The sequence below is a fragment of the Virgibacillus sp. M23 genome (assembly GCF_034190895.1).
GTDB lineage: Bacteria > Bacillota > Bacilli > Bacillales > Amphibacillaceae > Virgibacillus > Virgibacillus salarius.
Genome location: NZ_JAWDHA010000011.1, coordinates 51,253 through 64,393 on the forward strand (window position 1 = coordinate 51,253; position 13,141 = coordinate 64,393).

Annotated in this window: 13 protein-coding genes; all 13 read left to right on the top strand. The window is 36.3% G+C overall.

The window, feature by feature from the left end; genetic code table 11:
- Nucleotide 1: 1 nt before the first annotated feature.
- The 13 genes from flhB to RVS70_RS06835 all read left to right on the top strand — a co-directional run bounded on the left by flhB (nucleotide 2) and on the right by RVS70_RS06835 (nucleotide 13,032).
- Nucleotides 2-1,081, top strand: coding sequence for a flagellar biosynthesis protein FlhB (flhB, locus tag RVS70_RS06775; RefSeq protein WP_121605221.1), 1,080 nt, complete (start codon nucleotides 2-4; stop codon nucleotides 1,079-1,081).
- A gap of 19 nt (nucleotides 1,082-1,100) precedes the next feature.
- Complete coding sequence (flhA, locus tag RVS70_RS06780) at nucleotides 1,101-3,134, top strand: flagellar biosynthesis protein FlhA (protein WP_026680910.1); 2,034 nt, start codon at nucleotides 1,101-1,103, stop codon at nucleotides 3,132-3,134.
- The gene (gene flhF, locus RVS70_RS06785; protein WP_121605220.1) at nucleotides 3,131-4,249 is read left to right on the top strand and encodes a flagellar biosynthesis protein FlhF; all 1,119 of its coding nucleotides are present in this window, start codon (nucleotides 3,131-3,133) and stop codon (nucleotides 4,247-4,249) included. The genes flhA and flhF overlap by 4 nt, the downstream gene beginning before the upstream one ends.
- Entirely contained in the window at nucleotides 4,239-5,105 is an 867-nt protein-coding gene (locus RVS70_RS06790; RefSeq protein WP_026680912.1) for a MinD/ParA family protein, read from the top strand. Before flhF ends, RVS70_RS06790 begins: the two co-directional genes overlap by 11 nt.
- 6 nt (nucleotides 5,106-5,111) lie before the next feature.
- Nucleotides 5,112-6,173 carry a protein-glutamate methylesterase/protein-glutamine glutaminase gene (locus RVS70_RS06795; protein WP_026680913.1) on the top strand — a complete coding sequence of 354 codons (1,062 nt, stop codon included), beginning with the start codon at nucleotides 5,112-5,114 and terminating at the stop codon, nucleotides 6,171-6,173.
- A gap of 15 nt (nucleotides 6,174-6,188) precedes the next feature.
- Nucleotides 6,189-8,222 (top strand): chemotaxis protein CheA, encoded by a 2,034-nt coding sequence (locus tag RVS70_RS06800; protein WP_026680914.1) that lies wholly within the window; start codon nucleotides 6,189-6,191, stop codon nucleotides 8,220-8,222.
- Between the two features lie 24 nt (nucleotides 8,223-8,246).
- Nucleotides 8,247-8,717 (top strand): chemotaxis protein CheW, encoded by a 471-nt coding sequence (locus RVS70_RS06805; RefSeq protein WP_026680915.1) that lies wholly within the window; start codon nucleotides 8,247-8,249, stop codon nucleotides 8,715-8,717.
- A gap of 6 nt (nucleotides 8,718-8,723) precedes the next feature.
- Nucleotides 8,724-9,356 carry a chemotaxis protein CheC gene (locus RVS70_RS06810; RefSeq protein WP_026680916.1) on the top strand — a complete coding sequence of 211 codons (633 nt, stop codon included), beginning with the start codon at nucleotides 8,724-8,726 and terminating at the stop codon, nucleotides 9,354-9,356.
- Nucleotides 9,349-9,846 carry a chemotaxis protein CheD gene (locus RVS70_RS06815; protein WP_026680917.1) on the top strand — a complete coding sequence of 166 codons (498 nt, stop codon included), beginning with the start codon at nucleotides 9,349-9,351 and terminating at the stop codon, nucleotides 9,844-9,846. Before RVS70_RS06810 ends, RVS70_RS06815 begins: the two co-directional genes overlap by 8 nt.
- Nucleotides 9,847-9,885: 39 nt before the next feature.
- A complete protein-coding gene (locus RVS70_RS06820) occupies nucleotides 9,886-10,665 on the top strand; it encodes a FliA/WhiG family RNA polymerase sigma factor (RefSeq protein WP_321132769.1) in 780 nt (259 codons plus the stop codon).
- Between the two features lie 202 nt (nucleotides 10,666-10,867).
- Nucleotides 10,868-12,241 carry a DUF342 domain-containing protein gene (locus RVS70_RS06825; protein WP_205388602.1) on the top strand — a complete coding sequence of 458 codons (1,374 nt, stop codon included), beginning with the start codon at nucleotides 10,868-10,870 and terminating at the stop codon, nucleotides 12,239-12,241.
- 20 nt (nucleotides 12,242-12,261) lie between these two features.
- Complete coding sequence (locus RVS70_RS06830; RefSeq protein WP_026680920.1) at nucleotides 12,262-12,570, top strand: hypothetical protein; 309 nt, start codon at nucleotides 12,262-12,264, stop codon at nucleotides 12,568-12,570.
- 12 nt (nucleotides 12,571-12,582) lie between these two features.
- A complete protein-coding gene (locus tag RVS70_RS06835) occupies nucleotides 12,583-13,032 on the top strand; it encodes a DUF6115 domain-containing protein (protein WP_026680921.1) in 450 nt (149 codons plus the stop codon).
- The last annotated feature ends 109 nt before the right edge of the window (nucleotides 13,033-13,141 follow it).

The following is a 13,141-nucleotide window of genomic DNA, read 5'->3' on the forward strand; positions in this document are numbered from 1 at the left end:
CTTGCAATTGAAACTCGATTTACAATTCTTTGCTGGTGAAAAGACAGAAAAAGCTACCCCGAAGAAAAGGCAGGATGAGCGAAAAAAAGGAAAGGTAGCCAAAAGTCAGGATGTTAATACAGCTTTTCTACTTTTATTCGCTTTTATCATTCTCTTTGTGTTCGGCGATTCCATGAAGAATAGTATGATGAGGTTATATGAGCATACTTTTACAGAGTTTATTCATTGGGATGTAACGGAAGAGACAGTACATAAAGTATTTTCAGGAGCAGCGATGGAAGTATCAAAAATGCTCGCACCACTTATGATAATTGCTATTGTAGCTGGCTTCGCTTCAAACTTTTTACAAATTGGCTTTTTGTTTACAACAGAGCCATTAAAGTTTGATTTAAAAAAAATCGATCCAATTCAAGGAGCGAAGCGTATATTTTCATTACGTGCATTAGTTGAACTTCTTAAGTCATTATTGAAAATTGTCTGTATTGGCGCTGTGACATTTACAGTGATATGGATATATAAGGACGATATGATGATGCTGTCCTTTAAAACAGTAGACAATGCACTTGGTTTTTTTGGGCAGGTTACGATGGTCATGGGAATAACAGCAATAATCGTATTATTATTTTTGGCCGTTTTTGATTATGCTTATCAACGTTATGACTATGAGAAAAACATGAAAATGTCAAAGCAAGACGTTAAGGATGAATATAAGAACATTGAAGGTGACCCACTTATAAAGTCGAAAATTAAAGAAAAGCAAAGACAAATGGCTACACGCAGAATGATGAGCGAGGTGCCCAATGCAGATGTAGTCATTACGAACCCGACCCACTTTGCAATTGCTATTAAATATGATGAGGCAAAAGCTGAAGCGCCATATATTTTAGCTAAAGGGATTGATGAGGTGGCGTTGAAGATTAAAGAAATAGCTCGTACAAATGAAGTAATGACGGTTGAGAATCGTCCCTTAGCACGATCTCTATATGGAGCAGTTGAAATAGGGGATGTAATTCCTGAAGAATTCTTTCAGGCGGTAGCAGAAATTTTGGCTTATGTATATAAGCTGGAGAAAAAAGTTTAAGCAATAAGGAGAGACCCCAATGAAAGCAAGAGATCTATCCGTTCTTTTAGGCGTTATTTTAATTATTATTATGTTGATTGTCCCGTTACCAGGATGGCTGTTAAGTGTATTGATATTAGGTAATATTTCATTAGCACTAATTGTAATCTTAGTTTCGATGAATACACAAGAGGCATTACAGTTTTCAGTCTTTCCTACACTTCTTTTGTTATTAACCTTATTTCGCCTAGGATTGAATGTATCTACAACAAGGTCGATCTTATCCGAAGCAGATGCTGGTGGGGTTGTTGATACATTTGGTTCCTTTGTAATTGGGGGGAATCCACTAGTAGGTTTTGTTGTATTTGTTATTTTAGTTATTATCCAATTTCTTGTAATCACTAAAGGTTCTGAGCGTGTTTCTGAGGTGGCGGCTAGATTTACTTTAGATGCGATGCCAGGTAAACAGATGAGCATAGATGCAGATTTGAACGCAGGTTTAATATCGGAACAACAAGCTAAAGAAAGACGAGAAAAAATAGAAAAGGAAGCAGATTTTCACGGTTCCATGGATGGTGCAAGTAAATTCGTAAAAGGCGATGCTATTGCGGGTATTATCATTGTACTAATCAATATTATTTTTGGTCTCGTTATTGGTATGGTACAGATGGACATGTCGTTTCAAGAAGCGATCAATACGTTTATGCGATTGACTGTAGGTGATGGATTAGTTAGTCAGATACCAGCTTTACTCATATCAACCGCAACAGGAATCGTAGTAACAAGAACAGCAGGAACAGGTAATTTAGGTACAGATGTTACTGGACAGCTACTCCAATACCCGAAGCTGCTATTTATTGCAGCAGGAACAGTGTTCTTATTAGGGTTAACACCCATCAACTTTTTTCTTACTACAATCATTGCTAGTTTACTAGCTTTAAGTGGGTATTTGTTATTAAAGCAGACAGAAGTAGTCTATGAACCAAGTGAGGAAGAGGAAGATGAAACGGAAAGTGCTGCAATGAAATCGCCTGAAAATGTTGTACATTTATTAAATATGGACCCTATCGAATTTGAGTTTGGTTATTCTCTTATACCGCTGGCTGACGCGAACCAAGGTGGCGATTTACTCGATCGAATTGTTATGATTCGAAGGCAGCTTGCAATTGAGCTAGGAATTGTTATTCCAGTAGTTCGAATTCGCGATAATATCCAGCTTAACCCGAATGAATATCGTTTAAAAGTAAAAGGAAATGAAGTAGCTTCTGGTGAATTATTGCTTGATCATTATTTAGCAATGGCTCCAGATATGGAAGATGACGAAATTGATGGTATAGATACAAAAGAGCCAGCTTTTGGCCTACCTGCAAAGTGGATCAACGAAGATTTAAAGGATGAAGCAGAGTTATCCGGTTATACGGTAGTAGATCCACCTTCTGTTGTATCCACACATCTAACGGAAATCATTAAAGAACATGCTCATGAATTATTAGGTAGACAAGAGACTAAGCAATTAATTGATCATTTAAAGGAAACCTATCCAATACTTGTTGAAGAAGTAACACCAGAGCCACTTGCAGTAGGTGATATTCAAAAAGTACTAGGTAAGCTTTTAAAAGAAAAAGTGTCAATCCGTAATCTCCCTATTATATTTGAAACACTTGCAGACTTTGCAAAATTAACAAACGATACCGATTTACTAGCTGAATATGTAAGACAAGCATTATCATCTCAATTAACTAAGCAATATACTGACGAAGATATGGCATTAAAAGTAGTTACTCTTTCTGGAAAAGTAGAGAAAGCAATTGCTGAGAGTATTCAACAGACAGAGCATGGAAGCTATCTTTCCATGGATCCTGATGTTCAGCAACGGGTGATCAACCAATTACATGAAGAGGTAGAAAAACTGACCATACAGGAAGAGACAGCGATATTGCTTTGTTCTCCAGCAGTAAGAATGTATGTCAAACAGTTACTAGATCGATATTTACCGCAAGTTGTTGTATTGTCCTATAATGAGCTAGAGCCCAACGTACAAGTACAAAGTGTCGGGGTGGTGAATATTGCATGAAGGTAAAAAAATATGTAGCTGATACGATGCCTGAAGCGATGAAACAAGTTAGGAAAGAGCTTGGTACAGAAGCCGTTATTTTAAATTCTAGGGAAGTAAAGAAAAAAAGATTTCTCGGTCTGTTGACAAAACAGCAAATTGAAGTAATAGCCGCAAGAGATCCGCAACCACATTTATCTAAGAAAAAGGTAGTAATGCCCAATAAAAAGGTAGAATCGAATGAAGCTTATCATGAAAGAGATGACCAACATGTACTGCGTGAGCTAAGACAGGTAAAAGAATTACTACATCACTCTGCAATTGGGAATTTTACGTACCCTGCTGATTTTCAATTAGCATATAATTATTTACTTGAACAAGAAGTAGATACCGAAATTGCTACAAGCATTATTGATTCTGTCTTGCATAGGCAGGAGGATGCAGAACAACATAGTAGTAGCTACAAGTCGATCATATCTGAAGTCAAACAGGAAATAGAGAATAGACTCAAACAGGTCTCCTTCGAAGGGATATCCTATGATAAGAAATTAGTTTACTTTGTTGGACCAACTGGTGTAGGAAAAACAACTACAATTGCAAAAGTTGCTGCAAACAGTAAGCTAAATGATCATAAAAAAATCGCTTTTATCACTACAGATACGTATCGTATTGCAGCTGTTGAGCAGTTAAAAACATATGCAAAAATATTGAATGTGCCAGTAGAAGTAGCCTATACGGAGGAAGATTTCCAAAAAGCAATCGAGAAATTTAACACATTTGATTTAATATTTGTTGATACCGCAGGTCGTAATTTTAGAGATGAAAAATACGTAAAACAAATGAAACAAGATACAAAAAGTAATCTGGAATCAGATACGTATTTAGTTCTATCATTAACGGCTAAACCAAGAGATATCAGCGAAATATATGATCAATTTGAAGAAATTTCTATTAAAGAAGTGATTTTGACTAAGATAGATGAAACGAGTCAATTCGGTAGTATTCTAAATATTTCCCTTGGAAAACAGATCGGAATTGGTTATATAACAAATGGTCAAGATGTGCCTGAAGACTTAATCTACCCATCACCTAAACAGTTAGCTTCGTTTGTAATGAGGTCATCGGATGAGGCATGATCAGGCAGATGGACTTCGAAAAAAGTTAAAAGCAATGCAGGACTTTACACAGGCGAAGACAATAGCTGTAATTAGTGGAAAGGGTGGGGTAGGAAAATCAAATATTACGATAAATTTTTCATTGGAATTAGTAAGACAACGTAATAGAGTGCTAGTTATTGATATGGACATAGGTATGGGAAATATTGATATTTTATTAGGATTACATGTTGAAAGAACGATTATCGATATGTTTGAAGAGCACCTATCTATTCAGGAAATTATTCAACATGGTCCAGGGGATTTGGATTATATCGCAGCTGGTTCTGGATTAAGTGATATTTTTTCCATCGATCAGCATAAAAGGAATTTCTTCTTTCAGCAATATAAGAAACTAGTTAATTACTACGATTTTATCATTTTTGATATGGGAGCAGGAATTACACAAGATAGTTTATCAATTATCTTAGCATCTGATGAATGCTTTGTGATCACCACACCTGAGCCTACCTCTATCACAGATGCTTATAGCATGATAAAGCATATTGTTTCTTATGACGATACGCTACCAATGCAAGTGATTATGAATCGAAGTCATTCAGAAAAAGAAGGGTGGGAAGCACTAAGGCGATTCAATCAGGTAATTTTTCAATTTTTACAAGTGGAAACGAAGTTATTAGGTACATTACCTGAGGATAGAACAGTGACCACGGCTGTCATTAGGCAAACCCCTTACGTATTATTGAAAAAAAATTCTGCTGTTGCCAGAGCAATGAAGCAGTTAGTAAAGAATTATTGTAGTGTTCAGCCTGTAAATCAATCAGATACTACGCCATCATTTTTAGGTAAACTAAAACAGCTTTTAACGGAAAGGTAAATGGCCATGAGTAAAATTCGTGTCATTATTATTGACGATTCAGCTTTTATGCGTAAAGTGATTTCAGACATTTTAACAAGTGATAATCGTATGGAAGTAATTGCAACAGCTAGAAATGGTGAAGATGGAATCAATAAAGTTAAAAAATTACAACCAGATGTTGTTACCTTAGATATTCATATGCCCATTATGGATGGGATAACAGCTTTACGTGAATTAATGAACAGCAATCCTATACCAGTAGTTATGCTTTCAAGTGCCGCCTCTGAGGATACAACAATCAAGACAGTACAGGCAATTTCAAGTGGTGCAGTAGACTTTATTACGAAGCCATCTGGTCCCATCTCAATTGATATTGAAACGATGAAGCAGGAAATTATATCGAAGGTTATTACGGCGTCAAAGGTTAGATTACCTTTACAGCAGCAGGAGGAGAGGGCGAAGGAAAAACCCCCATCTTTACCAACTGGTCATGCTCGTGCTTTAACTAAATTCGCACAGAGTATTGTCGCAATCGGGACATCAACAGGTGGACCGAGAGCGCTTCAACAGATTATTACTCGATTACCTAAAAACATAAAAGCACCAGTTTTTATCGTACAACATATGCCAGCAGGTTTTACGAAATCTCTTGCTGAACGATTAAATCAAAAATCCCAGGTTACTGTAAAAGAAGCGATACATGGAGAAATAGTGAAAAACGGAACTGTTTATATTGCTCCAGGAGATTTACATATGAAACTAAAGTCTATCGGCACATCTGTAGCAATAGAACTAACGAAGGAAAAAGCAGTTAATGGACATAGACCATCGGTGGATGTGTTATTTACTTCACTTGCCAATGTAAAGCATGTTAATAAGCTGGCAGTCGTGCTTACTGGGATGGGGAGCGATGGTAGTAATGGTATCAAAGCTCTAAAGGCAGGGGATAAGGATACCGTTGTTATCGCTGAATCAGAAGAATCAGCTGTTGTTTATGGCATGCCCAAAGCAGCGGTGCGAACAAATCTCGTTACTAAAGAAGTGGTGTTAAGTGACATAAGCGACTTTATAACAAAATTATTATAGGTGGAGGGCTTTAATGTGGATACAACAGAGTATTTAGGAGTTTTTATTGATGAAAGTAATGAGCATTTAGAAGTTTTGTATAATCAGCTTTTAGCCTTAGAGAAAAACCCTAATGAAAAGAAAATCATTGAAGAGATTTTTCGAGCTGCTCATACATTAAAGGGAATGTCAGCAACAATGGGTTTTAGTGATTTAGCAAATTTAACCCATAAACTAGAAAATGTATTTGATGCAATCAAGTATGAGAAGGTTACTGTTAACGTCGAAATGATGGATATTTTATTCGCAGCAGTGGACCATTTAAATGAAATGGTAGAAGACATTTCGAGTGGTGGCGATGGCACGAGAGATGTTTCTCAAGCTGTTGAACAATTGCAGGCTATCGAAAGCGGGAATTCTGTTTCGGCTGTACAGATGAAAGAAGCAGATAGCACAACCCAGCAACAAGAAGCGACTCAGCTACAACATGTTCAGGGTTTAGATGAGTTTGAACTTACGATACTAAGTGAATCATCAGACCGTGGATATTCCAATTATGAGATTAACGTGACTTTAAGAGAAGACTGTCTCTTAAAAGGTGCAAGAGTATTTATGGTCTTTGAGGTTTTAGAGAAATTGGGAGAAATCGTTAAATCTGAGCCATCTGTAAATGAATTAGAAGAAGAACAATTTGATACTAGTTTTACAGTAATATTCATATCAGAACATTCTAAAGAAAAAATTTCAACAAATATAGAAAAAGTTTCAGAAATTGAACAAGTAGAAGTTCATACTTTCTCAGCAAGCACGTATAAAGCTGATCAACAAAGCAATGATAAAGCAAGGGATGAACAGCAGACCCAAGAAACGAAGTCCAATAAGGACAAAAAGCAGCAAAATTCTGCTAAAACTTCAGCAAACAAGACGATACGAGTTAATATTGACCGACTTGATGTCCTGATGAATTTATTCGAGGAGCTTGTCGTCGATCGAGGCAGATTAGAACAAATTTCTCTAGACTTAAACCATGGAGATTTACAGGAGACCGTAGAGCATATGTCTCGCGTGTCTAGTGATTTACAATCCATCATTTTAACGATGCGGATGGTGCCAATAGAGCAAGTGTTTAATAGGTTCCCTCGTATGATTCGCCAACTAGCAAGGGATCTAAATAAAAATGTGGAAATTGAGATTATTGGGGCAGAAACGGAACTAGATCGAACCGTAATAGATGAAATAGGTGATCCGCTCGTTCACTTAATACGGAATGCAATTGATCATGGTATTGAATCTCCAGACGAACGGTTAAAAAAAGGAAAGTCTGAACACGGAACGATTAAACTCGAAGCTTATCACAGTGGCAATCACGTTTTCATCGAAATTGAAGATGATGGTGCTGGTATAAATAAAGAAAAAGTATTAAAGAAAGCTATCGCAAATGGTGTTGTTAATGATAGTCAATCCGAATTATTGTCAGATCAGCAGATATTCGAATTGATTATGGCAAGTGGTTTTTCTACTGCAGATACGGTTTCAGATATATCCGGAAGAGGTGTAGGTCTAGACGTTGTTAAAAATACAATTGAATCATTAGGTGGAAGGATTTCGATTGATGCTAAGAAAGATCAAGGGTCTATCTTTTCTATACAATTACCTTTAACGTTATCCATTATTTCCGTATTGCTTATCGAATTACAAAATGAAAAATACGCTATTCCATTGTCATCCATTATTGAAACGGCAATTATTCATCGGGATGATATCATGCATGCACATAATACAAAAGTAATTGATTTTAGAGGGAAAGTGGTTCCATTAGCATTTCTCAATGATATTTTTACTGTTCCAGCAGATGATAATGTAATAGATAATGAATATATATCGGTTGTCATTGTTAAAAAAGGGAATAAAATGACAGGACTCGTTGTTGATGCCTTTATAGGACAACAGGAGGTAGTTTTAAAATCCTTAGGCAGTTATTTATCAAATACATTTGCTATTTCTGGAGCAACGATACTAGGTGATGGGGAAGTAGCTTTAATCGTAGATAGTAATGCATTAGTTATATAAAAATGATAATTGGAGGAGAAAAAAATGGAAAATGAAACGTTAATGAATAGGAAAGTAATTGTATTTCAATTAGAGGATGAAGAGTTCGCTGTCTCTGTGCAGCAGGTGGGATCTATTGAAAAGATGATTCCAATTACAAGAGTGCCACAAACAGCTGACTTTGTGAAAGGTGTCATAAATTTAAGAGGAGTGGTTACGCCTGTTATTGATTTACGATTACGTTTTGGGATGAAGGAAACAGCATTTTCTGATTCAACCAGAATTATTATTGTTTTCGTAGATGATATGGAAGTTGGTCTCGTAGTAGATGCTGCAAATGATGTGATTGATATTCCAGAAAATGAGATTGAACCTGCACCTGAAGTTATTGGTACGGTTGATGCGGATTATATAGAAGGGGTAGCAAAATTAGATGATCGTCTATTAATCCTTCTTAATTTGCAAAAAGTATTAACCGAAGATGAAATTCATGAATTAAAATCTGTCGAAGGATAATCGTTCATGGACTATACAAAACTCACGACCATACAGCGAGATGTTTTGCGAGAAATTGGAAATATTGGAGCAGGAAATGCGGCAACTTCCATGTCTAAATTACTAAATAGAAAAATAGATATGGAAGTTCCTTCCGTAAACGTTGTAAGCTATGACGAAATGATGGAGTTGCTGGGGGGGCCAGATGAAGTTATTGTTGCACTTTTATTCCGAATACAGGGCGTTGCACCAGGAACCGTTTATTTTATCCTATCAACTGAGAGGGCTGAAGCATTAGTTAGAGAAATAACAGGAGATCAAGCAATGAATTTACTTGCTTCTTCTGATAATGAACTAGCTATTTCTGTACTTAAAGAAACCGGAAATATTGTTACTGGTGCATACCTATCTGCTCTATCAGATTTCACACAAGTAAATATGCAGCCATCTGTTCCGTATCTCAGCATAGATATGGCAGGAGCGATTTTAACGGCAGGACTTATTGAACTATCACAAGTTACGGATTATGCAATCATTATCAATACGAAGATGAATCCCTCGCATCTATCTCATAGTATAGAAGGTCATTTTCTCTTTATTCCTGATCCAGACTCATTCCCAAAGTTATTTCAAGCGTTAGGAATAAATGGATATGAATAAAACAGCGTCGATCATCAAAGTAGGTATTGCAGATTTAAATGTTGTAACTCCTCCTATGAAAATTAGAACATCTGGATTAGGATCGTGTGTAGGAGTAGTAATTTATGATGAAACGGAAAAGGTTTCGGGATTGGCTCATATCCTGCTTCCAAATTCTCAATTGGCCAGACAGAAGCAATACAATCCGTATAAATATGCAGACACAGCCATCCCAAAATTAATTACAAAAATGATAGATTGTGGAGCTAATAAACATAAATTAAAAGCAAAAATTGCTGGTGGTGCGCAAATGTTTCAATTTGCTTCTGGTTCCGATATGATGCGAATTGGCCCTCGAAATGTAGAGGCAGTTTTAGATAAGCTAAAGGATTGTAATATTCCAGTAGTTGCTCAAGATGTGGGAGGAAATACTGGTAGAACAATAGAATTTGATCCAGAAACCAGTAAGCTAAAAATCAGAAAAATTAATAGAGAAGAAACCTTTATTTAGAATAGATCAGAGCAGATCGTAATAAAAGGGGTGTATATAATGATAGTGAATGAATCTCCTCATGAAGAGAAGCTGTGGGATGACTGGTTAGTTTATAATAACATGGATGCAGCAAATCAACTTATTGATAAATATATGTATCTTGTAAGTTTTCATGTGGAGAGAATTGCAAGTAACTTGCCGAGCAATGTCAATAGAGGGGATGTTAAGAGCTTTGGCTTAATGGGACTATATGATGCACTAAAGAAATTCGATCCGAGCAGAGATCTAAAATTCGATACGTATGCATCATTTCGGATTAAAGGTGCGATAATGGATGGATTACGAAGGGAAGATTGGTTGCCCCGCTCTTTACGAGATAAAACGAAGAAAATTGAGCAGGTGTCAAACCAAATAGAGCAAAAAAACCAAAGAAAGCCAACTACCGAAGAAATAGCAGACAACATCGGCATGACAGTGAAAGAGGTGGAGAGTGCAATGTGTGACTCACTTTTTGCTAATATATTGTCTATAGAAGATAAGCCAAGTGACCAGAAGATGAAGTTAAAAGAGGGGATTGGCTACTCTATCCCTGATGATAAAACAGTCGCACCAGAAGATCATATGATAAACAATGAATTAAAAGATGAACTTAAAGAAGGAATAAAGGCTTTAAATGAAAATGAACAAATGGTAATTAGTTTGTTTTATCACGAGGAGCTAACATTAACAGAAATTGGACAAGTACTAGGCTTAACTACTTCACGAATATCACAAATACACAAAAAATCGATAGTCAAACTTCGATCTACCTTAAAAAAAATACAATCCTTTTCATAAAGGGTGTTTATACAAAGTGAAGATTTGAAGAGTCGGGTATGTAAAAGAATATCAATTGCTTTGATAACTGCTATTACAATTGAAGTAAGCAAAATGCATAATGAATGGAATACAACATTAGCAATCATTCGATATATCTTTTCTCCTCACTTTTTAAAATCCATATAACGGGATGATGTGGAAGTAAAAGGAGGAAATACAAGTGGGTCAATTAGATGATATCTTTCAAGTAACTATTTCTAAGGATAAGATGGTCGCACAGTTAGATACGAAAGAACAAATAGAGAGAGAAATTAGTAGTATTTCGGATGAGGAAATTCGTCAATTCTTACGAGATCATCGAATTTTATATGGAGTCATGGAGGAATCAATATCTCAACTTTCTAGTAATTTGTCGGAAATAACCTTTCCAATAACGGTTGCAAAAGGGAAGCAAGTGAAACATGGTAAAGATGGGGTTTTGCAATATATCTCTGATTTTACAACAGATATCGTTCGTGATCGTAATTGGAATTTCAGGGATGTTATGCGGATTCCTACTGTGAGAAAAGGGGAAAAAATTGCAGAGCTGTATGACCCATCCGAAGGTGAATGTGGGTATACGATTGATGGTACAAAAATTGCCGCTCGACCTGGAAGACCAGCGGTTGTAAAGGCCGGGAAAAATGTTGTATATCGGGAGGAAGATCAATCCTTTTATGCTGCATCTGAGGGGCAATTAAGTAAGGTCGACAAGTGGATCCAAATTCAGCCTGTATTTGAAGTAGAAGAAACATTATCCATGAAAAATGGAAATCTTGATTTTGTAGGAACCATTATTATTCATGGAGATGTTCCCACTGGATATACAGTCAAGGCAAAAGGTGATGTTAAAATATTTGGTATGGTTGAGGCGGCTACGGTGATTGCTGGAGGTTCTGTTTATGTATCAGAGGGCTTGGCTGGCCAAGCAAAAGGAACTATAAGAGCGGACGAATCCATTAAAATTGGCTATATTAATCAAGGCATCGCTGTTGCTGGACAAGATTTATATGTAGAAAACTCCATTCTACATAGTAACTGTACGGTCAAGGGTCATGTTTTCTGTCAAAAAGGGAACATTATAGGAGGTGCCCTTTCTGCAGGTAAATCGATAGAAGCAAAGGACATTGGTAATCGTCTTAGCACGGAAACAGAGATTATATTCGGTGTAGATAAATCCATTGAAACGAAGGAAAGGCAGTTACAAGAGAAAAAAAAGGAATTAGAAGATACGCTGTCGAAATTAAGAATATTAGGCGAAAAAATAAAGCAAAGAGATATTGAGCAAAATCCAAAGCTCCGCATCACCCTACTTCGTCAAAAGAATTCATGGAACAAAACGAATGAACAACTTGAAGAAGTAACATTGCAACTTGATAAACTCAACTCCAGTATAGGTAGTGAACATTATGCAGAATTAATTGTAAGAAATTATATTTTTTCGAATGTAATCGTTGCATTTGGGAAATATCGACGAATTATCAAAGACAATCAACATTTTGTGAAAATGCATTTAGTAGATAATGAGATTGTTATTTATCCATTATTCGAATAGCCGTAAGGGGTGTAGATTTTATGGGTTGGAAATCGATAGAATTACAAGTTGCTATTCCTCGTTCTCAGGATGCAGGTAAAATGCAAGAGCAAATGCTAAAACAAAATGAGAATTTCCAAACATCACTTGCCCAAACACAGCTACAACAAGAAGAGCTAAAACGGAAACGAGTAATGGGGTCAAAGGATCTTCAGCAATTAAAATGGAAACAGCAACAAGATCAAAAAAGATTGAACGCTTCTATTCAAGCAAAAGATGAAGAAAAAGAGCGAGAACGAAAAGAATGGCGTCATCCTTATTTAGGAAAACGTGTAGATTTTAATGGATAAAAGAGGGATTCGATGACATCGTTTTTATTAATTATCAGCTTTTTGTTACATATTATTGCCTTTGCTGCTATTTATCAATTATTAAAACAGGTAAGGCAGCCAAATCAGCCAAACCAAATAAGTTCTGAAGAAATAAATTCTCTCCTCGACAACTATCTAGAAGAATTGAAAGAGGAAAATGACAGATTGATAAATCAGTTAACTACACATAGAGATAGAAAGTCCAAAGAGGTATCTGAGGCTTCTGCCACACAGGATTCTAAAAGGGCTGGAGAAATACAGCAAGCTCATTCCGAATACGAGCCAGAGGTTCACGAGGATGATCAAGTAGAAGCCTCTTTACAAGCAAGGATATTACATCTGTATAGCAAAGGGTTATCTATTACAGAAATTGCTCGGCAATTAAATTGTGGAAAGACGGAGGCTGAATTGATTATCAAAATGGCTGGTAAGCATGCATAGCATTAATTTTATGCACATAAATACGAAAAAATTCATATGTTTGACTTGATAAGTCTTCATGCTTATGATATATTATTTTTTGGTGTGAATACTATGTTCTTCGTAGGTT